Annotated in this window: 25 protein-coding genes and 3 pseudogenes; 23 read left to right on the plus strand and 5 right to left on the minus strand. The window is 34.9% G+C overall.

What is annotated here, in order from left to right; translation table 11 throughout:
• Positions 1–127: 127 nt before the first annotated feature.
• The 7 genes and pseudogenes from ABWU32_RS05585 (at position 128) to ABWU32_RS05615 (ending at position 5,162) form a co-directional block, all read left to right on the plus strand.
• Complete coding sequence (locus ABWU32_RS05585; RefSeq protein WP_213864031.1) at positions 128–622, plus strand: RNA polymerase sigma factor; 495 nt, start codon at positions 128–130, stop codon at positions 620–622.
• Between the two features lie 52 nt (positions 623–674).
• Entirely contained in the window at positions 675–1,484 is an 810-nt protein-coding gene (locus ABWU32_RS05590) for an ATP-binding protein (protein WP_265024760.1), read from the plus strand.
• Positions 1,485–1,507: 23 nt separating this feature from the next.
• Positions 1,508–1,951 (plus strand): annotated as a pseudogene (locus ABWU32_RS05595) (AAA family ATPase); the annotation flags it as partial.
• Positions 1,952–2,401: 450 nt separating this feature from the next.
• Positions 2,402–3,871 carry a group II intron reverse transcriptase/maturase gene (ltrA, locus tag ABWU32_RS05600; RefSeq protein WP_281508685.1) on the plus strand — a complete coding sequence of 490 codons (1,470 nt, stop codon included), beginning with the start codon at positions 2,402–2,404 and terminating at the stop codon, positions 3,869–3,871.
• A 65-nt stretch (positions 3,872–3,936) separates the two neighbouring features.
• A pseudogene (locus ABWU32_RS05605) lies at positions 3,937–4,299 on the plus strand (hypothetical protein); the annotation flags it as partial.
• 31 nt (positions 4,300–4,330) lie between these two features.
• Entirely contained in the window at positions 4,331–4,831 is a 501-nt protein-coding gene (locus ABWU32_RS05610; RefSeq protein WP_265024762.1) for a hypothetical protein, read from the plus strand.
• A gap of 103 nt (positions 4,832–4,934) precedes the next feature.
• Entirely contained in the window at positions 4,935–5,162 is a 228-nt protein-coding gene (locus tag ABWU32_RS05615) for a hypothetical protein (RefSeq protein WP_341814055.1), read from the plus strand.
• Positions 5,163–5,297: 135 nt separating this feature from the next.
• On the opposite strand, the gene ABWU32_RS05620 is transcribed toward ABWU32_RS05615, so the two are convergent.
• The gene (locus tag ABWU32_RS05620; RefSeq protein WP_265024763.1) at positions 5,298–6,368 is read right to left on the minus strand and encodes a hypothetical protein; all 1,071 of its coding nucleotides are present in this window, start codon (positions 6,366–6,368) and stop codon (positions 5,298–5,300) included.
• Positions 6,328–7,563 (minus strand): hypothetical protein, encoded by a 1,236-nt coding sequence (locus ABWU32_RS05625; RefSeq protein WP_264375672.1) that lies wholly within the window; start codon positions 7,561–7,563, stop codon positions 6,328–6,330. The genes ABWU32_RS05620 and ABWU32_RS05625 overlap by 41 nt, the downstream gene beginning before the upstream one ends.
• A 146-nt stretch (positions 7,564–7,709) precedes the next feature.
• On the opposite strand from ABWU32_RS05625, the gene ABWU32_RS05630 reads away from it, so the two are divergent.
• The 16 genes and pseudogenes from ABWU32_RS05630 (at position 7,710) to ABWU32_RS05705 (ending at position 21,467) form a co-directional block, all read left to right on the plus strand.
• Positions 7,710–8,393, plus strand: a complete 684-nt coding sequence (locus ABWU32_RS05630; protein WP_265028025.1) for a hypothetical protein — start codon at positions 7,710–7,712, stop codon at positions 8,391–8,393.
• Positions 8,394–8,406: 13 nt separating this feature from the next.
• Positions 8,407–10,344 (plus strand): DUF4815 domain-containing protein, encoded by a 1,938-nt coding sequence (locus tag ABWU32_RS05635; RefSeq protein WP_265028024.1) that lies wholly within the window; start codon positions 8,407–8,409, stop codon positions 10,342–10,344.
• A gap of 20 nt (positions 10,345–10,364) precedes the next feature.
• A complete protein-coding gene (locus ABWU32_RS05640) occupies positions 10,365–11,561 on the plus strand; it encodes a hypothetical protein (protein ID WP_353278524.1) in 1,197 nt (398 codons plus the stop codon).
• Between the two features lie 4 nt (positions 11,562–11,565).
• A complete protein-coding gene (locus ABWU32_RS05645; RefSeq protein WP_065094988.1) occupies positions 11,566–11,760 on the plus strand; it encodes a hypothetical protein in 195 nt (64 codons plus the stop codon).
• Complete coding sequence (locus ABWU32_RS05650; RefSeq protein WP_353278526.1) at positions 11,757–13,166, plus strand: hypothetical protein; 1,410 nt, start codon at positions 11,757–11,759, stop codon at positions 13,164–13,166. The genes ABWU32_RS05645 and ABWU32_RS05650 overlap by 4 nt, the downstream gene beginning before the upstream one ends.
• A 10-nt stretch (positions 13,167–13,176) precedes the next feature.
• Positions 13,177–13,737: a hypothetical protein gene (locus tag ABWU32_RS05655; protein WP_265027830.1), complete on the plus strand. Its 561-nt coding sequence runs from the start codon at positions 13,177–13,179 to the stop codon at positions 13,735–13,737.
• Positions 13,730–14,896 carry a phage tail sheath subtilisin-like domain-containing protein gene (locus ABWU32_RS05660; protein WP_265028062.1) on the plus strand — a complete coding sequence of 389 codons (1,167 nt, stop codon included), beginning with the start codon at positions 13,730–13,732 and terminating at the stop codon, positions 14,894–14,896. The genes ABWU32_RS05655 and ABWU32_RS05660 overlap by 8 nt, the downstream gene beginning before the upstream one ends.
• Before the next feature lie 11 nt (positions 14,897–14,907).
• Positions 14,908–15,414: a phage major tail tube protein gene (locus ABWU32_RS05665; RefSeq protein ID WP_265027831.1), complete on the plus strand. Its 507-nt coding sequence runs from the start codon at positions 14,908–14,910 to the stop codon at positions 15,412–15,414.
• A gap of 82 nt (positions 15,415–15,496) precedes the next feature.
• Positions 15,497–15,754, plus strand: a complete 258-nt coding sequence (locus ABWU32_RS05670) for a phage tail assembly protein (protein ID WP_265027832.1) — start codon at positions 15,497–15,499, stop codon at positions 15,752–15,754.
• 109 nt (positions 15,755–15,863) lie between these two features.
• On the plus strand, positions 15,864–18,164 hold the full coding sequence (locus ABWU32_RS05675; protein ID WP_353278529.1) for a phage tail tape measure protein: 2,301 nt from the start codon (positions 15,864–15,866) through the stop codon (positions 18,162–18,164).
• A 29-nt stretch (positions 18,165–18,193) separates the two neighbouring features.
• Positions 18,194–18,541: a phage tail protein gene (locus tag ABWU32_RS05680; RefSeq protein WP_265027834.1), complete on the plus strand. Its 348-nt coding sequence runs from the start codon at positions 18,194–18,196 to the stop codon at positions 18,539–18,541.
• Entirely contained in the window at positions 18,538–18,747 is a 210-nt protein-coding gene (locus ABWU32_RS05685) for a tail protein X (RefSeq protein WP_064085527.1), read from the plus strand. The genes ABWU32_RS05680 and ABWU32_RS05685 overlap by 4 nt, the downstream gene beginning before the upstream one ends.
• Entirely contained in the window at positions 18,748–19,698 is a 951-nt protein-coding gene (locus ABWU32_RS05690) for a contractile injection system protein, VgrG/Pvc8 family (protein WP_265027835.1), read from the plus strand. It begins immediately after the preceding gene.
• Between the two features lie 33 nt (positions 19,699–19,731).
• Entirely contained in the window at positions 19,732–20,256 is a 525-nt protein-coding gene (locus tag ABWU32_RS05695) for an ankyrin repeat domain-containing protein (protein ID WP_265027836.1), read from the plus strand.
• Between the two features lie 67 nt (positions 20,257–20,323).
• Positions 20,324–20,545, plus strand: a complete 222-nt coding sequence (locus ABWU32_RS05700) for a hypothetical protein (protein ID WP_265027837.1) — start codon at positions 20,324–20,326, stop codon at positions 20,543–20,545.
• Positions 20,546–20,553: 8 nt separating this feature from the next.
• Positions 20,554–21,467, plus strand: a pseudogene (locus ABWU32_RS05705) (patatin-like phospholipase family protein).
• Between the two features lie 374 nt (positions 21,468–21,841).
• Here the strand turns inward: ABWU32_RS05705 and ABWU32_RS05710 are convergent.
• The 3 genes from ABWU32_RS05710 to ABWU32_RS05720 all read right to left on the minus strand — a co-directional run bounded on the left by ABWU32_RS05710 (position 21,842) and on the right by ABWU32_RS05720 (position 24,308).
• On the minus strand, positions 21,842–21,952 hold the full coding sequence (locus ABWU32_RS05710; RefSeq protein ID WP_320157617.1) for a hypothetical protein: 111 nt from the start codon (positions 21,950–21,952) through the stop codon (positions 21,842–21,844).
• A gap of 47 nt (positions 21,953–21,999) precedes the next feature.
• Positions 22,000–22,899, minus strand: a complete 900-nt coding sequence (locus tag ABWU32_RS05715; protein WP_265027838.1) for a DMT family transporter — start codon at positions 22,897–22,899, stop codon at positions 22,000–22,002.
• Between the two features lie 491 nt (positions 22,900–23,390).
• Positions 23,391–24,308: a helix-turn-helix domain-containing protein gene (locus ABWU32_RS05720; RefSeq protein WP_406833097.1), complete on the minus strand. Its 918-nt coding sequence runs from the start codon at positions 24,306–24,308 to the stop codon at positions 23,391–23,393.
• Between the last annotated feature and the right edge of the window lie 34 nt (positions 24,309–24,342).

Below are 24,342 nucleotides of genomic sequence, written 5' to 3' on the forward strand. Positions count from 1 at the left end.
GTTTGAAAAAAGATTCCAGGTTTTCAGAGGGTAAAAAACTCACGATTGTCTGAGGTATTTTTTTCATGTCCTACAATATTTACTAAGAAAGTTTCATCCTTAAGTCTTTCATTTAAGGACACATCTTATGAAATCTCGAAACTCTTATTCAGGTATTGATCCTAAAGTTGTTAATTTAATAAAATTTTACGCAAAATATTATAAATCGCTTACTGATCAAGATATTGAAGACATAGAACAAGACCTCTTCTGTGAGTTTCTTTCATGCATAGATCAGTATGATAAAACTAAGGGCAGTCTTTCAACCTTTGCTAAGCAAGTTGTTAAAAATCGTATTAATAATCTAGTCCGTAAACACTCACGTACTACTCCTAAGCTTGAAAATAATGTGCAACAAGAAAGTTACTGCTTTGAAGATGAAACGATACTACGTATTGATGTTGAGCAAATTATTTCAAAATTACCAAAGAAGTGGCAAGTTTTATGTGAACAACTTAAACATCACAGCATTGCTGAAGTTGCAGACATGAACAATATGTCACGGACTACTTTGTACAACATTTTCAAGAAAATGCGATCTAAATTTGCACCTGTTTACGGAAAAAAGCATAAGAAAAATTGAACAGTTTTTTGAAATTTGGTGAATTTATATATAAGTGCATATAGGTAAAAACATGAAAATAATAAACAGCGAAGAAAGAGCAAAAATAGTCACAGGTGTGAAGATAGTAATCTTTGGCCCTTATGGAATTGGTAAAACTAGCTTACTCAAAACTCTCGATGAATCAACAACACTTTGCCTTGATTTTGAAGCAGGACTTCTAGCTGTACAAGACTGGAAAGGAGATTCAATCAATATGCGCACTTGGAATGAGGCCAGAGACATTGCTTGTCTTATTGGTGGTCCTAATCCTGCATTAAGGTCTGATCAAGCGTATAGTCAAAAACACTATGAGCATGTCTGTAGCAAGCACAAAGATCTTCTTTCTAAAGTTTCTAAATACCGATGCATCTTTGTGGATAGTATAACCGTTGCCTCACGTTTATGTCTATTATGGGCAAGAATGCAACCTGAAGCTTTTTCAGATAGATCAGGGAGAGAAGATAAAAGAGCTGCTTATGGCACACTTGCTCAAGAGATGATGGCTTGGCTCAATCAATTTCAACACATCAGAGATAAAGACATTATCATAGTTGGCACATTAGGTCAATATCTTGATGACTGCAATCGTCCAACTTGGTTACCTCAATGTGAAGGGGCTAAAACTGCTAGTGAAATTCCAGGTATTGTTGATGAAGTAATTAGTATGGTTGGAATCAAGAAAGATGATGGCACAGAGAAACGTTCATTCGTCTGTCAGACTATTAACTCTTGGGGATACCCAGCTAAAGATCGAAGTGGCTGCCTGAATATGGTTGAAGAACCACATTTGGGTAAATTACTTGCGAAAATTAAAGCCAAAACTTTGGCTCCTATTGCTTAATTAAAAATTGGAGAACAATTATTATGGAACAAAGCTTTTTCAATATCGGTCAAAAAATTCCCTTTTTCAGTGTGAAAGAATACTTGAATGATCAATCGCCAATACCAGAAGATATCATCTGCCCTAGAATTTTAACGAAAAGAGGTTTATTGGTACTAGGTGGCCCACCTAAAATCGGCAAAAGTGACTTTTTGATCTCTTGGCTTGTTCACATGGCTGCTGGTAGATCATTTCTTGGTATGACACCAAATAGACCTTTAAAAATTTTCTACATGCAAACTGAAATTGAGTATGAATATATGAAAGAACGGTTGCAACAACTTCAACTGGATAACGAACTTTTGAATGTAGCTGCCAATAACTTAATTATCACGCCAAGAGTGCAATTATCATTTAGTAGTGAAGAAATAGATGAAATTAAAAATACTGTCAAAGAACGTTTTAAGCCTGATATTATTGCGATTGATCGTGTGTCCAGAAAAGGCAAGTATGTTCAGTGGGAGGTAGACCCATCAGGATAAAAGTCGAAGTCCTGTAGCTAGGGTAGCAATGTGGAGAGAAAGCAAAATGTTGAAGCCTACCGACAACGTTATCATAGGATAACGGCGAATTACCAGGCCGTAGCGAAAGCAAACATATAGGTGGCCTCGAAAACGATAAGAACTGAAGGCTGAGCCAGCGGTCAATGGGCGAAAGCAGAATAGGCAGTTGAAAAACGACTGATACAATTGTTCTACTTCAGCGGGGTGGTAGTGATAGCATGGTAATGAGGACATACAAAGCAACTGGAGAAGCCCTCCTCATCCCAAGGAGAAATACCTTGGAGTGGTAGGTTCTATAACTGGAAAACAGGAAAAGAACCGAAGATGAGAGGGTGGCGGATGGGTGCGTAGTAGTAAAGAAGTGAGGTAACTCTCATGGAGCAAAGGCACCCTACTAGTAGAAATCTTTTAACAAAAAGGAAGGTAAAGGTAAAAATGATAAAAATGCCAATAAAATTACAAGACCTGAGAAGAAAGATATATACCAAAGCGAAAACAGAACCGGAATGGCGATTCTGGGGAATCTATGTTCAAGTCTGCAAGATGGAGACACTAGAAGAAGCATATAAGCTGACAAAGAAGAGCAAAGGGGCACCAGGAATAGACGGGGTGACATTTGAATCGATAGAGGCAGAAGGCTTAGAAAAGTATCTTCAACAAATAAGACACGAACTAATAACCAAAACCTATAGCCCAAATAGGAACCGGAGGAAGGAAATACCAAAAGTTAGGGGAAAACTCAGAACGTTGAACATACCCTGCATCCGGGACAGAATAGTGCAAACAGCACTGAAGCTAATACTTGAACCAATATTTGAATCTGACTTTCAGGACGGATCATATGGATATAGACCTAGGAGAAAAGCGCATGAAGCAATTGATAAAGTATCGAAAGCAGCAATCAAAGGCAATACAAAAGTTATTGACACAGATCTGAAATCCTACTTCGACAATGTGCGACACCATATTCTTATGGAAAAGATTTCCAAAAGAGTAAATGATAAAGAAATCATGCACTTGATCAAGCTAATCCTCAAAGTAGGAGGGAAACGAGGAATAGCGCAAGGATCACCACTTTCACCACTACTAAGCAATATATACCTTAATGAGGTAGATAAAATGCTAGAGAAGGCAAAAGAGGTGACAAAAGAGGGAAAATATCGACATATAGAATACGCCAGATGGGCAGACGATTTAGTGATACTGATAGATGGGCACCAGAGATGGGAATGGCTAGAAAAATTAGTGTATAGAAGGGTACAAGAAGAATTAGCAAAACTAAAGGTAGAAGTAAATAAAGAAAAGACAAAAGTAATTAACCTAAAGGAAAGAGAGACATTCAGCTTTCTAGGATTTGATTTTCGAGAGAAGATCACAAAACAAGGAAAGTGGAGGGTACAAACAACACCACAGATGAAAGCGCGGACAAACTTACTTCAAAAATTGAAGGAGGTATTTCGCGACCACAAATCGCAACCAATATGGAAAGTGATAAATATCATTAATCCAATACTGAGAGGGTGGACAAACTACTTTAGGATAGGAAACTCAGGTCGAAACTTTAACTACGTGAAACTATGGGTAGAGAAGAAAGTAAGACGCAAATTAATGAAAGCTAGAAAAGCAAAAGGATTTGGCTGGGAGAGGTGGAGTAGCGAATGGATATACGAAACACTAGGTCTATATAAAGACTATAGATTAAGATATTACGTTCCGAAAGCAGCCCCAGTACAAGATGTTATAAACTTTGGTAAGAATCTGCTAGGAAAGCGTAGTGCGGGAAAACTGCATGCTGCGTTTGACGAGGCGGGAGCTGGAAACGTAAACATGGGAATTTTGGATTGAGGCCCAACATGAAAATAATGGATCAGCCACCAAGCCCTAAAGAGGCGCGCCAGTTCTCGACCCTACCTCTTCGTAACATTTTTAACTCAAGTGAATATGGCAATGAAAACGACAATAGCGCTATGTTATTCTTCTTGCAAAAAACACTTGAAAGACTGAGAAATGTTATCAATCCAGATTCAGGCATAATACTCACCCACCATACAAAAAAACTATCCAAAAAAATGTTAGAAGAAGATCCATTTCAGGGTTTAAGCGGTGCTGGATCTTTAAGAGGATTCTACAGTACTGGCATGGTGATGTTTTCTCATGATGAAGAAAGCACTACCCGTCAAATAGTATTTGAGCTTCGTAATGGTGAACGTGTACCAAACAAACTTGTCGATAAGATAAATGGCAATTGGCAACTCGTAGACCAATGGAGTTGATTCTTTTTTTACTTAATTTATAGGAGACAATATGCTAGCAGATTTTTTAACTGATTTTAATAACGCAAAACTGCAAAGCAGTTTAATACCGAAAGGTACAATAGTCAAGGTAAAAATGGCAATAAAGCCTGGAGGTTATGAGAATTGGTTCACGAAAAGCTACACTACTGGTAGCATCTATTTAAACGCTGAATTTACTGTCACTGAAGGTCCATATGCAAAACGTAAGATTTATCAAGTAATTGGTATTAAAAGTGGCAAAGCAAGCGTTGAAGGAGAAGATACTTGGGGAGAAATGGGTCGTTCTATGCTTAGAAGTATTTTAGAGTCAGCACGGAACATTCATTCAAATGACACTTCAGAAAAAGCAGTTATTGCTAGAAAAGTCAACTCTATAGCTGATTTTAATGGGTTAGAGTTTACTGCAAAAGTTGGTATTGAGGCTGATCGATATGGAGAGAAAAACAAGATTGCTACGGTTATTACTCAAGAGCAACATCAAAATACTGAGCGTGATTGGATACCTTTCTAAAGCTGCTGTGTTTATTTGAAACAATTTTTATAGATGAATAAATCCCAAAAAACACTATTGATTTAAAGAATGTCTGTCTTATTTATCGCCTGGTATTAGTGATATGAATGCTGAACAACAGGTTTCTAAAGATAAAAACGGGGATATAGCTGAATTTTTGAGTTCAATTATAAGTGACATAAACCTTGTTAAAGAATTACTTACTAAACATAAAGGAACCATACGCTGGAAGAGAGAATATGATACTGTTTTACAGTTAATTAATGAGGAAGCGAGTAAGGGACGCTTTTTTACTAAAACCCAATTTTGCTATTTTTTTGAATGGTCTTAAGAGTCATCATTCTATTCTTAGATATATTAATGCCTTAGTTACTGAAGGTTATATAAAATTTCGTGAAAAAGAAGTACCAAGAAATAACAGACGCGTTAAAGTTATGTTACCATTAGACTGTTTTTAGCAATAGGGCTAGCTAGCACTTAAGTTAATGGTAGATGGATTAAGCCGATAGCCTGACCAGTTACACGCTTGTATCACATCATCGCGTTTTATATTTAGTCCCAAGGTGCTAGCTAGCTTTTCTGCTATTGTTTTTTGCATTCTGTTAAGAGGTCTGCGTACTTGCTGTTCTGGGTCTTCAATACCTAAACTATCTGCTATTTGAATGATACTAAGAAATTTATATTCTTTAACTGCTTCCAAGTCACGCAAAAATTGTTTAAGTAATACTCTAAAGATGCGGATGCTCGAAATTGCTTGTTTGCCTATAATTTCAATGTCATTAACATAAATAGTATTATCTTCAACTTTTAATCGCAGTATCTTTTTTTCTGGAAGAGTTGTTTCTTGCAGTGGAACATAAGGGAATGCTTGAAAAGAAACATTAGGTAATAGCTCTGGTACTCCTTTTTCAACTGCTTCGCTTAGTATTTGATTTAGAGTTTGATGTTTACAAATTAAATCAGCCATGGAAACAGTGTATAGGCTTAACAATATTTTTAAGTCTGCCTTTCCAAAAGTTATAAGAACAGCAACATTAGTTCTTAACCTATCTACAGTTAAATATGACTTATCAGTACATAAAGTTGGTATAATAACGCTTACTATTTTACTTTTAAAGCTTATATGATATATCCCATTTGCCGCCTTTTCCCATATGAGCCCTATTAATAGTTTTTCAAACCAACTTATAATTTTTTCCGTATTAAGTTTAATTGAAAGCACAAGATAACGCTGTTTTTTATAAGTATCAGGAAAAATATCACGACCACAATCCTCGCAAGCTAGATCATCACACTCTTCATCAAAATCATGAGAAATGATAACCTCGTTTTTGCAATAAGGATTTTGTATATTTGGAAAATCAAGATCTAAATCATTAGCGCAAATAACGAAGTAATGCTTCTCAAGTTTAACAAAATCAATCTGGTTGAGATACTCTGCAGCATCTATATAGTTCTCATCAGGATCTACCCAGGACCTATTTACTAACATAGTATCAATATCTTGAGAGTGTTTTCGACAAAACGGTAATTCCATAGCTATCTCTAATTAAAGACTTAAAATCATCTCGTTCTTTTCTATTGAGAACATATTCTGAGTAATCAATTTCTATATAATTTGCGTATTGCGTGTCTGTCTGAAAGGATAAAGTAACTTTTTTACTTTTGAACAATACTTTGATATGCTGAACAAGCGAAACATCATGCAGTACACTACCAACCGAAGGCTCTATCTTCTGCAACCACTCTTCAATATTATCCGTGTTTAACGTAAGATTAGTTTTAGATTTAGATGGACCAAATTTCAATTCAAATAGGCGAATATCAGGTACATGTTGTTTTACACAGTCATTCAAAAAAGTACTCACTTGTGCTGTTGTATTTTGGTGGCGCATGTTAGTAAATGAACATTCTCGTTGAAAATAACAGCTTGCTATTCTATTTGCTATTTTTAATCCTTGATCAAAACTTTGAATAGATAGATTTACTTGGTTAGCATTTAAAGCAAAGTCAATAATAATTCTACTAGGTTTATAACCGTGTATTACCTTATTTGAACTCATTACCAAATCTTCATCTTTACTAGCACGTCGTATAAATAAGTAAATACTATTTTGGTAGTAAAAGAGTTCTTGAAACTGACTTTCAAAACTATCATTTTCGAATAGATCATGCTGTTTTAATATTTCCTGTATCGTACTTTTTGATAAAAAATCCTTAAATGAAGTGGACTTTTGTCTTGGAGGATTTTTTAATACGAAAGGTAAAAAACCTTTTTTCTGCACTTGATTAAAGCAGAAAATTTGTTTCAGTAAGTTATGATTAATTATAAAGAGAGTAAACAACAAGGACTTTTTGTCATATTTGTTATTTTGCAACAGAAATGATTTCAGAAGATCTTGGCTTAATACAGACTGTGCTACTTCAGCTATAGTTGTTTCTGATTTTGCACGACTAAAACGATTGACTAAGTAATAATCAAACAGAGATTCAGAAATTTTAATAAGCATCTTACGCTTTTGCTGAGTTGAAATATCATCGGATTTTTCGTAGTCTTTAAATAATTGCCTATTTTGCTTATTCTGAAAATAGTGGTTAAAAATCACACTTAATTGTCTACCAGAAAGAGAATTAAGCCAACTTTCACGTAAACTTGGATTTTGAAAGTCCTTAAGCAAAAAGGATACTGGCATTTCTAAATTATTTTCCCAAAATTCCTCACTAGCTATCATATATCTAAAAGTAAATATATTATGTCTAAAATAGATTAAAGATTAGTCAACAAAAATTTATTATGAAATAAAAGAAGAATTTTCCTAAAAAAACTGAACAGTTTTTGTAATTTTGGTGAATATATATACAGGGGTCAAACTTTAAAATGTCAATACTCACACAATCAGGAAGAGCAGCAATAGCAGCAAGTATAAAAGAGCAGTCTATCCACCTTGCTTGGGGAACAGGTGATACGAGCTGGGAAAGTAGCCATCAGGTCGAAAAAGTTTTTATTGAGGGTGAAATAGCTCTAGATTACCACACTATTAAAGATGTAAGGGTTTTTACAGGACAAACAGTGTATCAATCCAGTATTGACTATATAGTTGAGAGCAGTAGTGGTATAATAAAACGTACGAAAAACAGCTCTATTGTAGAGAATAGTACAGTAACTATAGAATACATTCAAGACACACCACCAGAGTCCATTACATCTCAAAAACTGCTCAATGAGCTTGGCAGACGTACTGCAGATGAAGTGCTATTCTGCACAGGTGATGAAAACGGCGAACTTATAACTCCTTCTGGAAGGTTTAGGCCCTCAAATGTACCAACTAATAATCTTTTTCTCAAATTTACTTTCGATTTCACGGACGCAGCAAATCAAGTTATCAGGGAACTCGGGGTTATGGTTGGTACAAAGGTAAAGGAGAAAGCACCTCCTGGACAGAGATATTTTGAGCCAAAAGACGTGGAAAATCCTGGAATTTTGTTAGTTTTAGAACACACGGTACCACTGATCAGAACCGCAGCAACCCGGGAAACTTTTGCCTTTGTCGTTACATTCTGAAGAGGGGAAAAGAATGACTTTGAATAGCTATTATAATCGCTTTAATCCTGACAAAGAATACGAAAAAAGCTTATTTCTTGCAGGAAGAGGTCTACAGTCTGCAGAACTAAACGAGACTCAGGAATATGCTCTCTCTAAGCTTAAAGGTATAGGCGATGCAATATTTCGTGATGGTGATGTTATAACAGGAAGCAATTGTATTATAGATAGAGAAACTGGTAAAGTTACGCTTGAATCAGGAAAAATCTATCTTCGTGGAGCAGTTAGAAAAGTCGAAAAAGAAGAATTTTTTATTCCACTGAGTACCACAGTTCGCATAGGTGTTTATTATGTAGAATCTACGATTACAGAACTTGAGGATGAAAACCTTCGTGATCCTGCTGTTGGTACAAGAAACTATCAGGAAGTAGGAGCAGCAAGGCTTAAAGTTTCCACCATTTGGGGTTATCAATCTGATGGTGTTTCTTCCCCTTTTTCTGTAAATGGAGAATTTTATCCAATTTACCATATTGAAAATGGAGTATTAATAGAACATTCACCGCCACCACAAGCAAATATAGTAACTACTGCTCTTGCTCGTTATGACAAAGAAGCAAATGGTTCCTATGTCGTAAATGGCCTTGAAGTAATGTTCCTGCAAAAGGAAGTGGGAGAAAGAGGAAAAAAAATATTTGTGATTAATGAGGGCAAAGCTCATGTTGATGGCTATGAGATTGAACTTCCTCACAGTATTCGTGTTTCTTTTGATGAAGATCCGGATATAAAATCAGTTGAATCAGAACCACATACTTTTCAGCCAAATAGCCAAAGAGTAATGGAACTGAAGGTTAATGATTTTCCAATAAGTGAAATTAAAAAAGTAGATATAACTGTTCAAAAAACCATTACCATTACTCATGGTTCATATTCTGGAGCTATTGATCCGATACCTGATTCTGCAGTACTTGAGATTATTCAAGTTAAACAAGGCAATGTTATTTATGAAAATAGTATAGACTATAAGTTAAATGCAGGAAACGTTGATTGGTCATTACCAGGCAAAGAACCAGCTCCTGGAAGTAGTTATCAAATAACCTATCGCTGCCGCACTCATGTAAGCCCTGAAGATATAAGTGAAGAGGGATGTAAAGTAAGAGGTGCAGTTGATAACAGCTTGGTTCTGGTTGATTACACCTGGAAAATGCCCCGCTATGATTTAATTACTATCGATAGCAAAGGGGTGGTAAGAAGAATAAAAGGAATTTCTCACCCTTGGCGACCATCAATGCCAAAAGCACCTAACGGACAACTTTTGCTCTGCTATATTCATCAGACATGGAAAGAAGGCGAAAAAGAAGGGGTAAAAATAGTGAATAATGCTATTCATGCAGTGCCCATGAATGAGCTTGAAGCAATGAAGAAGGGAATAAATGATCTTTATGCGCTGGTTGCAGAGGAACGTTTACGCAGTGATGCAAATTCAAGAGAACCTACCACCAAAAAAGGAGTATTTGTAGATCCATTCTTTGATGATGATATGCGCGATCAAGGAATCTCACAGTCTGCAGCAATAGTAAACAAGGAATTAATTTTACCAATAGATGTAACGATTGCTGATATTGATGGAGGAGAAAAAACTTATTTGTTGCCGTATGAACTTGAACCGGTACTGGAGCAGCTTTTACAGACCAAAGGAGAAAAGATCAATCCATATCAAGCTTTTGATCCAGTCCCGGCACAAATTACTCTAAATAAAAATATAGATCACTGGACAGAGGTTACCACGAATTGGAAAAGTCCAGTAACAAGAGTATTTAATGTTAAAGAAACAACAGAGCTGCTGTCAAGTACCTCATACGAAGCTGAATTTATGAGAGAAGCAGTACAGAATTTTGAAATTGAAGGTTTTGAGCCAAGTGAGGAGCTTAAAGAGATAAAGTTTGATGGAATTTTTATTCAACCTCAAGCATAGAAAATATTTGAAAGAAAAACATGAACGCAACATTCATTGCAGATAATCAGGGAAAAGTAAGAGGAAAAATAAAAATACCAGCGGATATTCCAGCCGGTACTAAATTAGTGCAGTTCTTCGGTGATAAAGGCAGTTATGGAGAAGCAACTTATACTGGTAAAAAAACTATTACCATAGAAGAAAGAAGAAGAGTTATCGCGGCAAGAAGAGTTGATCCTTTAGCGCAAACATTTACTCTAAATGAAAGTAGGCACATAGGAGGCGTGGAACTATGGTTTGTAAATAAAGGCAAAAAACGTGTTGTTGTGCAGATTAGAGAAACAGCAGTGGGAATGCCCTCGCAGACTGTCATTGCTGAAAGTTATGTTGAGCCAAAAGATATAAAGATAGATGGCACAGCAACACGTATAGAGTGGTCACCAGTGTTTTGCCATGCAGGACAAGAGTATGCAATAGTGCTACTCACTGATGATGCAGATACTGCAGTAAAAATAGCAGAACTTGGCAAATATGATACAGTAAATATTCGTTGGGTAACAAGTCAACCATATCAAGTAGGAGTATTACTTTCATCAAGCAATGCAAGTACCTGGACTCCACATCAGAACTTAGATTTAACGTTTCGACTACTAGCTGCAAAATTTAGTGAAGTTTCTCATGTTGTTGATCTGGGTAAAGTTACTGCAAATAATATATCAGATTTAATTGTTTTGACGAACGTTGAAAAAGTAGCATTTGATACTAATGTAGAATTTATTTTAACAGATGAAGAAGGAAAAGAAAATTTTTTGTCTGATAATTTGCCGCTCGCACTGCGTGAAAGAATAAATGGGGAATTAACGGTAAAAGCAAGCCTAAAAGGAGGGCGAGAAAAAAGTCCAGTTCTTTATCCTGGGTTACAGCTAGTTATGGGTAATATAGGGGAAAAAGGAGATTATGTTACAAGAAGCATTACAGCAGGAGCTAACACTAAGATTACCATAACATATGATGCGCTAATACCTGGCACTGCAGACGTAAAAGCATATGTGCAGAAAAGCGTCAAAGAATGGCAGCTAGTAAATTTAACCTCGGGAAAACCAATAGGGGAAAATTGGGTAGAGAGAACTCATGTGCTAACAAACTTTAATGGTAATGAGACAAGGATAAAATTAGTTTTAAGTGGAACAGTTGTCTATCGTCCTAAAGTCAAAAATTTGCGAGTGATTATTACTTAAATCAATGCCAAATGACCAAAGCAAACGAGGATATACACTACCACATCCAGAAAATATTGCTGTGCAGGATGTTGTTCGTATCCGTACCACAATTGAGAAAATAGATGAAGATATTACCGAAAGAGAAGATGAGCATAATCAACTTAAGAGTAATTTTGAGCGGTTTAATTTTGAGACTTTTTTAAATTTTTGGAAATGAAAGAAGCAATATACCAAAGGATAAAGGATTTAGCAGCAAACAGCACACCTAATCAATTGGCATATCTTGCAAAATCGCTGGAATTGATAGCAGATAAAAAAGCTATTTCTAATATTGTGCAAATGGCTAAAATAAAAGAAATAATTGACGCACTACAGAGAAGGCTTAAGGATTTAGCGGCAAATAGTACACCAGATCAATTAGCATATCTTGCTAAAGCACTTGAATCAATAATCGGCAAAAGTTCAGTTTCTGAAATTGTACAGATGACAGATGGTAAGTTAAATGAACTTTTAAGCGCTGCAAGGACGCACTTAAGTGACATAAATAGCAATAAGGAAAATTCAATATCGGCGATAACTGTAGCAAAGACAAAGTCTGTAAATGAGATCAATACGCTAAAAACTAATACCTTGGATACTTTAAAAGCATCATCAGATTCACATATATCACTACTTGATACAAGAAAGAATGCCAATATTGCAGCAATAAACAGTGTTGGCAATGATCATAAAGATGGTCTAAAAGGTTTAGTGAATAACTTCCGTACTGTTAATGATGTACCAAGCGGCTCATCAATCATGAAAGAAGTAAGAAATCGTCATATGATTGAACCTGGAGCATTACCTTTTTTATTTGGTGTACTAAGTAGAAAAAATAATTACTTTGGCCACGGAACTTTTACAACTGAGCTTGGTCAGTGGAGTAGTGATGTAACAAAAACAGACTATATGCTACAACTACTAGCAGGTACTCACACATATGATACAAGCTATGTTAGTTTTTATCGGCCAAGACAACTCAGTTTTTTAGAAGGAAGTAAAGGTACATTTATCTATGGAGAATCATACCCAAGATTCATGTATGATGGATTTTCGGAGCAATTCAATATGCTGAAATACCCTTATGCTGCATTGGGAGTAATATTCGTAAAAAACACAAGCAATGTAGATATAAGTAAAACTATAAACTTTGTTGGATCTGCAATGTGGTATAAAGATGAAGTTAATTATGGAGGAGCAGGATTATTTATAGGTACACCTGATAAAACTAATACAAGGAAGTCAGAGATTTCGAGAATTACTTGGACACGTATTTACCAGCATGAAATTAGCAGTTCTGAATTTATTGGATCAGGTAACATAATCATTCCAGCAGGAAAAACTGTTACAGTGTTACTTTATACGTCATCTAATCTTCATTCAGAAGGTGAAAGAGTTGGTGAGACACCTGAGTTCTTTGCAAGTGAGCATGCGTATAGCACAATCTATGGTCAATTTATACAGTGGGGAATTTATAACATACGTAGCAATTTTCTCACCACAGGGCTTGAGATAGATGTAGAGAGAACGCTAAGGGCTTGGCAATGTCCAGGATTAGAACGAACTGATCAAATATGGCAATGAGGAGGAATTTGTGACTATTTATATACGTTTTGAAAACCACAAGCAGATTGAAACAACAACACTTGAAAACAAGCCAACTGGAAATGATTGGTATGAAGCACCAAAGAATTTTGACTGGCAAAAAAGTTATTGTTTAACAGAAGGAGGAGAAATTGCTCAGCGTACTAAAGAAGATATACAAAAGGAGTTACTGGATAATGCGAAGCTTTGTGCATTTGATAGTATGCGTTTCTATTATGATAATCATACTCACCAATATGCAGGTTATTCTCACCAAAAAGCTAAATCTTATGAGATTCAAGCGGAAGCCGCAAAAAGCATTCTAGCAGCACCAGAATCTATAGATGAAAAGGATAAAGAAATTATAGAGCCTTTAGCAAAAGTCCGTGGTATTACAATTATCGAAATGGCAAGAATAATTGAAGAAAAAGTAAAAAAAGCAGTAAAAGAAATAATTAAATGTGAAGAGTTGGAAGACATTACCAAGAAGAAAATTGCAGAAGCCAAAAGTGAAAATGAGCTACAGACTTTGCTCGATGATTTCAGGAAAAAAATACAAAGAAATGGCTGAAGAATTTTTACACGGAGTAAATGTTATTGAGGTAACCTCAGGAGCAAAGACAGTACGTACAGCTAAATCATCAGTGATAGGTGTAATTGGTACTGCTCCTGAAGCAGATGAGCAAAAATTTCCACTGAATAAGCCAGTGTTAATTGCAGGAAGCTTAAAAGAGGCTGCGAAGCTTGGTAAAACAGGTACCCTTCCACAAGCAGTAAGCTCTATCTTTACACAAGTTGGTGCAACAGTAGTAGTAATTCGAGTTAAAGAAAGTGAAAACAGTGATCCAAAGCTCAAAGAAAGTGAAACTATTCAAAGTATAATCGGTGGAGTTGATAAAGAAACTGGAGAGTATCAAGGGATAGAGGCATTCCTCAGCAGTGAAAGTATAGTTCATGTTGCTCCAAGAATATTAATTGCACCTCAGTTTACTCACCAACTACCAGAAGATGGCAAAAATCCAGTAGTTTCAGCATTAATTCCTATAGCAGAAAAGCTGAGAAGCATAATAGTAGCAGATGGACCAAATACCAATGATGAAGAAGCAATCAAGTGGAGAAAAAGTGTAGGCAGCTCAAGAGTTTATGTTGTTGATCCGTGGGTTAAAGTATTTGAAGGGGAAGAAAAACCGGCAAGCCCATTTGTAGCAGGTTTAATAGCTAAAATAGACAGCGAACAAGGCTTCTGGCATTCACCTTCAAATAAAGAAATAAATGGTATTGTTGGCACAAGCAGGCCTATTGATTTTACGCTCGGTAATACAAATTGTAGAGCAAACCATTTAAATGAAAATGAAGTAACAACAATAATTCATCAAAATGGCTACAGGCTTTGGGGAAATAGAACTTGCTCAAGTGATCCTAAGTGGGCTTTTCTATCAGTAAGGCGCACTGCAGACTTAATTAACGACAGTCTACTTAGAGCTCATCTCTGGGCAGTTGATCGCAATATTACCAAAACTTATATAGATGATGTGATTGAGGGGGTGAATTCTTATTTGGCCAATTTAAAAGCCCAAGGAGCAATTATCAGCGGAAAATGTTACGCAACTTCAGAACTCAATACGCCGGCAAACATTGCAAGTGGAAAAGTGTTTTTTGATTTTGAGTTTACACCGCCATATCCGGCTGAGCAAATAATATTCAGGTCTCATCTTGTAAATATAAGTTAGGAGAAAGCAAAGTGTTACCAAAAATACTGAGAAATTTTAACGTATTCGTTGATGGTCGTGGTTATGCAGGAAAAATAGATGAAATAACCTTGCCGAAGCTCACTATCAAAACAGAAGAATACCGTGCAGGGGGTATGGACATACCAATTAGCATTGATATGGGCATGGAAAAGCTTGAAGCTGATTTTACTTTTGCAGAGTATGATTCAGAACTATTTAGGCTTTTCGGTTTGATAGATGGGAATTCAGTAGCTTTGACACTCAGAGGTGGAATGCAAGGGAGTGGTAGTAACGATATTGAAGCTGTAGTAATCAATCTCAGGGGAATATTCAAAGAATTTGATTTTGGTAGCTGGAAACCTGCTGAAAAAGCAACGCTGAAGTGTACTGTAGCTGCTCATTACTATAAACTTACTATAGGTGGTAATGAGTTAATAGAAATCGATGCTGAAAATATGATTAGAAAGATAAATGGTGTTGATCAAATGGCACTACTTCAAACGGTGCTTGGAATATGAAGATTTTTAGAATTCTATTTTTTAGATGTTGATCAAATAGTTACAACATTTTACAAGATTTTATTTTTTATAGGAGAATTTTATGCAAACTATAACACTAAACAACCCAATTACAGTTGATGGTATTTCTGTCTCAGAACTTACCGTTAGACGTCCAAAAGTTAGAGATTATCTAGCTATTGAGAGACTTAGTGGTAGTGATCTAAGTAAGGAAGTAACTTTGACTGCCAATTTGACATCAGTTGCAAAAGAAGCAATTGAAGAGTTAGATATTGCTGATTATGTGAAAGTTCAAGAGGTATTAAAGGATTTTTTTTCACCAGTTATTCAAAGGACTTGAGGTCAGAAGTATTAATGTTCAGCTCTGTTGTAGGAGGCGGGGTTGAACAAATACTTGATATGGAGATTAATGAATTTATCTTATGGCATGAAGCAGCGAGGAAGGTACAATGTCAACGTTATCTATAAAAATCGGAGCAGTTTTAGATGGTAGCTTTAATACTGTAATAAAAGGCAGTAGTAGTCAACTCTCTAATCTTGGTGAGAATATAAGAAAGCTTGATTCATCTTTAAAATCAGTATCAAAGTTTAAGCAGTTGGGTAGTGATGTTTTAACTAGCAGAAGGTCATGGAAAGGATTTGAAGATCAGGTAAAATCTTTAGCTAAACAAATGAAAGCGATAGAGAAACCAAGCAAAACTTTAAAAGCTGAGTTTGATAAAGCTAAATTTTCTGCAACAAAAGCAAAAGAGGCATACTTAAGGAAGAGAGATGCTTTGCATTCATTCAATGAGGAAGTAAGAAAAAGTGGAAGAAATATTAAGTCATTAGTAAGTGATCAATATAAACTTGGTTCTTCTATTGAAGCGCTAAAAGGTAAGTATGGTAAGCTTGGGTCTGCAATACGTAGTCACCAAAGTTTTTTAGCAAGCAAATCACATTTTAAGTCACAAATAATAGAAACAATTGGGCTTGGATTAACGCTTGCAGCTCCAGTTAAAGTTGCAATTGATTTTGAATCGGCTATGGCTGATGTAAAAAAAGTTGTCAATTTCAATAATGAAGCAAAGGAAGCTGATAAATTTGCCAAGAAGTTAAAAGAGATGTCACGTACTATACCATTATCGGCCGCAGAATTAGCACAAATAGCTGCAAGCGGTGGACAGCTTGGTATCAAGAAAGAAGATCTTTTTAAGTTTACAGAAACAGTGGCAAAAATGTCTACAGCATTTGATATGTCCGCAGAGCAAGCAGGTGATTCCATAGCTAAACTCTCTAACATTTACGGAATTGATGTTAGTGAAATGGAGCATGTTGGTAATGTAATCAACCACTTATCAGATAACACTGCTGCTAAAGCAAAAGACATGGTTGAAGCTCTAGCAATAGTTGGTGGTACTGCAAAGCAGTTTGGATTAAAGTTTGAACAAACAAGCAGTTTAGTAAATGCTTTCATTAGTTTAGGCAAACAACCAGCAAAAGCAGGAACTGCCATAAATGCTTTACTTTCTAAGCTGCAAACTGCTGAAGGTCAAGGAAAAGAGTTTAAGGCAGCACTAGAAGAAATGGGTATAACCACAGAAGAAATGGTACAAAGGATCAGTGAAAATGGGGAAGAAGCACTACTTCACTTTTTCCAAACTCTAAAGAAAATGGATAACCAGGAACGCTCTACAACCCTGATGAAACTTTTCGGTCAAGAATATCAAGATGACATTGCATTATTAGCTGGAAGTTTCAGTAAGTACAAGGATGCAATAAAGTTACTGGCTGAAACAGAAGAGTATAAAAGATCTCTGCAGAAAGAATTCAAAAATCGTGCAGACACCACAGCTAATAAATTACAATTACTTAAAAATGCAATAGTTGAAGCTGGCATGAATCTAGGGTCAGTAATGTTACCTACCTTGAATTATGTAGCTGGAAGTTTAAAAACAATAACAGAGCATATAGCTTCTTTTGCAGAAAAACATCCAACTTTAACTACGGCAATCATGAGTACTTTAGCAGCTTTGATAAGTTTAAAAGTCTTAGTAGTGGGAGTAGGCTATGGAATTACTTTATTAGGAAGTACAATTTTTGGTCTTAAAGCAACGATACTGGCAACATTTTCATTTTTATCAGCTACAGTTTTTCCTGCAGTAGTCACAGGACTAAGAGCAATAACACTCGCTATAATGAGTAACCCTATAGGACTTTTAGTTGCTGGACTTGTTACTGGTGCAGCTCTTGTTATAGCTAACTGGCAAAAGGTGAAAGACTTTTTCTCTAGCTTTTGGAAATCGATAATAAAACCCATAGAAGAAGCTTTTTCATGGACAGGAAATACCATTAGCAGTGTGTTTGGAAAAATCTCTGAGAATAGTCCACTGAAAGAGTTTGAAAAAAAGAAAACTGAAGTAAAAGCAGTCCATACTACCTTAAAGAGCAACATTTTCAACAGTGGAAATCCTTTGCTAGATAACAGTATAATTAAAGAATTTTCAAAGAGAAATAAAAATAGCTTCAGAGTCAAAAGCCTTATTGAGGAGAAAAAATCCACAGAAAATGATAAGATACTTGCTGACTTTGCAAGGAGTAAATTTGAAAATAAAGAACAAAATAAAACTCAGAACATCACTAATAATTACACTATTAGCATTAAAGCAGAGCCAAATCAAGATGTTCGTAGTCTTGCTGATGAAGTAATAAAAAGGATAAGAGAAAAGTCACGTGATGTTTTATTTGATACAGTAGAGACATTTTATTGATCAACTATGTTTTTAAAAATTTTTTATTTGTGTTATCTCTTGGTCCATATAAATTTACTCCGATAAGTTTGAAGTATAGTAAAGAAAATCGTTGGAGTGTAATTGAATGTATCGATAAAATGCCGTCACTACAAAATATTGGTCGAGGAGTGGAAAATGTAGACATAGAAGGAGTTATTTACCTTAATACTCTCAACAGAGTAAATCAATTAAAGAATATGAAAGAAGCTGAAAAACCGCATGTTTTAGTAGATAGTCTAGGTAATATTTTAGGACAATTCGTAATTACTAGGTTAGAAGAAAAGCAGATGTATTTTTTACCTAATGGACTACCAAGAAAAGTTGAATTTAGTTTGAGTTTGAAGAGCTATAGATGACTATATATTACTTAACTAAAGAAGGAGAAATGCTAGATCTGATTTGCTGGAAACATTATGGATTTACCGATGGAATAGTGGAGGAAGTATTGCTTAAAAATCCAGGCCTTGCAGAACATGGAAGTTTTTTACCGGTAGGACTAAAAATTAAATTGCCTGTAACAGAAAAACCTCTACAAAAGTCAAAATTAAAAGTATGGGAATAAATGCAGCCAGATTTTATAATAGATAAATGTGAATCAATTAGAGATAGAGTTATATCATTGCGCCTTACAGATGAATCTGGAACTATAGATGATGTAGTTGAAGTACATGTTGATTATAGGGATGAAAACACAGATGTTCCGAATGAATTAAATATCGCTCTAGGTTACAGAGAAACTGGAGTCTTACCAATGGGCATATATACAGTCAACGAAGTTACAATACAAAGTCCACCTAAGACTCTACTAATCAAAGCTCATGCAACAAATTTAAGACTATCATTAAAGGAGAAAGCATCTAAAGAATGGCATCAAATTACTCTAGGTAGCTTGGTTAAGGAAATAGCAGAAAAGCACGGATATGGGTGCAGAGTTGCAGAAGAATTTGAAAATGTGTTGATTCCACATATTAACCAAACAGAAGAAAGTGATATAAGTTTACTAACAAAAATAGCAATAGAACGCGAGGCAATGGCAAAGTTAGCTGGCGGATACATACTCTTTATTCCAAAAGGCAAAGCAAAATCAGCAACTGGAAAAGTTCTAGGAACAACAACGCTTACACCTCAAGACACGATAAATTGGAAGGTTCACTTTACCGTGAGTAGGTACAACTCAGTAATTGCAAAATGGCATAGCTATGAAAAAGGTGAAACTATATCAGAAATAGCTGGTTCTGGTAGTCCAAGTTATACTATACAAACGCTTTACTCGAATGTAGAGTTAGCATTAAGTGCAGCAAATGGTAAATTAAAACAACTCAAGCGAAATAATGCAGTGTTGAATATCAATATGCCTGGTAATCCAGAACTATTTGCAGAGGCGAAACTTAACTTGTTAGGGTTTCATCAAGATATAGACGGTGAATGGATAATTGACAGAGCAGAACACATGTTAGATGGTTCAGGTTATCGCACTATGTTATCAGCATCAACGTTAAGAAAAAATCAGTAAACCAAATGTTTAATGTTGAAAAAAGTATTGAATATGAATAGAGACTCAAGAAATAAGCTACACTTTTGGTGGTGTATAACAATGATAATATGTGTTGTTATTACCTATTGCTATATGAGAGCAAAAGCTACAGATAATTATAAAAAAATATTACGAACTGCTTCTAAGAACTGCAGCCTAGAAGTAGTAAAATTTTCGGCAAATAATTTATTAGATATTAATACACAGATTCCCGAATTAACAGCATTACATTATGCATCCGGTGCAGGATGTTTGGAGGTTGTTAAATTTCTAATAGAGAAAGGAGCTGATATAAACACAGCAAAATATGAAAAATGGACAGCTTTACATTCTGCTGCATACAGAGGAAATTTAGAAATAATTAGGTTTTTATTAGAAAAAGATGCAAATCCCAAAATTAGAGATAAAGACGGAAAAAATCCTAGAGATGTAGCTGTAATAGAATCACGGCACAATAAAGATAAACCTTACAGAGAAATTATTAAGCTACTTGCAAATGCAGAGGATCAATACGAATCAACAAAAAGTAATCACTAAAGCTGTAAGTTTTCTATAATCTGTATATAAACTTCTAAAACTATCCATAACAAGTTAATATTTTCACATGGAAAAGCAAAAAATCCCAATAGCGGTAATAATAACAATAGTTCTACAGACTGTAGGATTCATATGGTGGTTGGCAAAACTTGACTTACGTGTACACATCCATGATAAATTTATAGAAAAAAACCAAGGACTAATCGAAATAGTCTATCGACTTGAAGAGAGAGTGAAAAACCTCACTGAAGAAGTCAACGAACTTGAAGCTATTCACAAACACAAATAAATTTTACAGTGACAAGGTACATTTTATCTGTAGATGGAGGTGGCATTAGAGGGATAATACCTGCCATTATTCTTGCAGAAATTGAATCTAGGACAAAAAAGCCAATTTCCCAGATTTTTGATTTAATGGCAGGCACCTCAACCGGTGGGATTATTGTTGCTGGACTTTGTAAAAGCAATAAACTTCAATACTCTGCCAATGATTTGGTTGAACTTTATCAAGAGTATGGAGCATATATCTTTCAATCATCATTTTGGAGAAAATCAATTGCTTCTTGGCTGAGTGGTTCTCAGTACTCATATAGAAATATGGAATTTATTCTCAACAAATACTTTGGTGAAAGTACTATGGCCGATGTTGCGAGTAATCTACTACTCACCAGTTATGACATTCACAATAGTTGTGAATTTTTCTTCAAAAGTTGGAAAGAAAAAAACATTAAGTTGAAAGATGCACTCAGAGCTACAACAGCTGCTCCAACGTACTTCACACCAAAACGTCTGAAATTAGCCAAACAGAGAGAGTATTGATAGATGGTGGAGTGTTTGCAAATAATCCAGCGGCTTGTGCATATGCAAGTGGTAAGAGGTTATTTCCAAATGATGAGATTATACTGCTATCAATAGGCACTGGTGGAACAGATAGAAGTATAAAGTATGCTAACTCAAGGAAATTTGGCAAAATAGGGTGGATCAAGCCACTACTGAATGTGATGTTTGCCTCTGGATTGGATTGCGTTGATTATCAACTAGAACAAGTAATAGACGATAAATATATAAGAATACAATCGCAATTGAAAGTAGCATCGACTGAGATGGACAATATTACACTCAAAAATATCAAATTTCTTCAGCAAGAGGCAAATGAAATGATAGGGGATAATCAGAAAGTGATAGAGAAATTCTGTGATGCTATATCTTGATAAGTAGAAATGCCAAAAAAATTCTGTAACAAGGGATATCGCCTCTCCAAAAAAATGTTTCAAGAAGCTAAGCCAAAAATACTACTTCAAAAATAGCTTCAAAAAACTGAAAAGAAAAATAAAAAAATTAAATCCAATATAGGGAGCAAGAGATTAGCATTTTTACTGACAGTTGCCACACCAGCGTTCAATTTAGCCAGTACTAACCATCAGCATCAATTTTAAAAACATTAAAGAAGTTAACGCAAATTAGCAGCAAAATCTAAAGAAGCTGAACTGAAAAATCCAGCAGAAATTCAAGATTATGGCCATACTGTTAGCTAAAAAGTCAATGTCTGCTAATCCAGGTTCATATAAGGGAATTTTCCCTGATTTCAAAAGTTCTTAGTATTTATGTCAATGCAATCAACTTTATGGCCCTGTTCCGATAACATTGTACCAGATACTAAGCCTACATACCCTACTCCTATAATAGTTATGTGCATTTTATTATCACCTTAAAAATATAGTTTAGCATCTAAAATAAACACTATTAACAATTATAAACTTTTGTTGTTACATTATTTTTCTTAATTGCCTTACCTTCCGAATAAGCTATAAATAAGGTTGATGGTATTAATATCAAAGTACCATATAAAGCACTTTTATCAGGTAATTCATTAAATATAATGTATGTTACTATTGCAGAAATTATTAGCTCTATGTATCTATACGGTGCAAGTGCAGTAGCATCAGTAAGAGCAAAAGCTTTTAACATGAAGAACAGAATTAGGTTTGAACTTATTCCCAAGATCAGCAGTAATACTAACTCCAACAAGGAAGGCATATGCCAATAAAATAACAAAGATGGAGTGGAAAAAATTGTTGTTGTTAGAGCTGAGTAAAATAATATACTTATTATTGTCTCCTTCATTACAAGCTTCTTATTAAGTACATCTAGTGTAGCGAAGATTAATGCGGATACAATAAAAATAAGAATTTTAGGATTAAAATCCTCACTATAAGCTTTAGTAGTAATAGCAATACCAATAAAACCAATGACAGCTACTACCCATCTTTGCCAAATTATATTTTCTTCCAGAAAAGGAATTGCAAGAAGCATAACAAATAATGGTATTGAGAAACCTATAATTGTTGCAGTTACTATTGGGCAAATAGTCAACCCATAGGTCCATAAAGTCATTCCACAAAACAACAATGCACCTCTAGTTATTTGAATAGATATTCGACTTGTTTTACAAACTCCTATTCCATAGTAAAATATAAAAGGTATAAGAGTAATAGTGCTAAATAAAAAACGGAAAAAGATTATCTCAAAGCTTTGAAGGTGTAAACCGAGACACTTTGATATAGTATCATTAACTACACTACTAAGTAAACTGAGTATAAACCAGGTAACTCCAAGGAAATAAGCTCTTAGTCTGTGATCCATAAAACTCCCAATTTAATATTTTATGAGATAACTTTACTATAAAAAAGATCAATAATAGACAAGGTTTCCTCTATCTACTGTTTAACCATATTCATAAATATTTAATAGAAATGATTTGAGAAGTATTATATAAAATGCAGCTTTATTGTATAATTTTAATAAACAGAAATGCTAACTGATTTTTTTGTAATATATGATAATACTTGCGAATACTATCACATTATCAGGAAAAGTAATCGGGAGTATTGACGGCTGTAGCAATTTTACCAACCAGTTTCTCTGCTAGCATTAGCAATATGTGTTTTCAGCATCAATTTTAAAAGCATTAAATTTGAAGTTTATCAAACAACACAAATTAGCAGCAAAACTTTATGAAAATGCTTCAGTTGAGTCAGCTAAACAAATTTTCAGAATAGATGTATTAAATACGTAACTATCTTTACTTGTATCTTAATATATTACCTAACACTCCCAACCGTTTTTAACACAATTCAATTTTCATACTCATCAGCAGTTAGGCCACTTGCTCGCAAAACAACATCAGTAGAAACACCCGCCCTAACTAGATTTTTTGCAACCTTGATTTTCTCTGTTTTTTTAACTTTTTCTTTGCTACTTTTCATACCTTCAGTTAGAGATTTGACTAGTGATTCTTGATTTTCATCTTCTCTGATTAAATTCATTAGCTTATTTTCTTCTTTATTATCTTCATTTGTTTTAGGCAGCAGAACTTTAATATTCACTGATAATCCTCCTGCTATTTCATATAATTTGTCAAATGATATGGCGGTGTATCCTATTTCATACTCGTGTATTTCCTTGAGTGTTACACCAACTTTATCCGCCAAATCTTTTTGAGTATATCTTCTTATTAGCCTCCATTCTCTTATTCTTTGCCCTATTCTGTAGTATATAGAATCAGTGCAGATTTCTCTCTCTGTATTATCATATTCGTAAATAGATAAGCCCGTTGCCTGGGAAATAATATCAACTAAAACTCCTTCTTTTACTAGATTTTTTGCTATTTCCAACCTTGCTTCTTCTTGATTAATTTTTTCGCTAATATGAACAAACCTGACTAATGAAGGTACTATCTTACCTAACTTTTGATTCTCGTATATTTTCGTTAGATAGAGTATTTCTTCGTCTTCATCTTTATACTCTCTTACTGTTATTGGTTTAGGTAATAGATCTACAGCATTAACTGATAATACTCTTGCTATTACATATAGTACTCCAATTGGAATAGGAGTATAACCATTCTCATAGCTGTTCACTTCTTGGTATGTTAAACCTACTTGACCTGCTAATCCTATTTGAGTATGACCTCGCATTAACCTACAATTTTCTATTCTTTGCCCTATTCCATAGCTAACATTGCTTGCAGAAACAAACACATATACCTCCATTTAAGAAAAAAACTTTATTGCTATAATTTTTTTA

Origin of the sequence: Wolbachia endosymbiont (group A) of Udea olivalis (genome assembly GCF_964028365.1) — a bacterium.
Lineage (GTDB): Bacteria > Pseudomonadota > Alphaproteobacteria > Rickettsiales > Anaplasmataceae > Wolbachia > Wolbachia pipientis.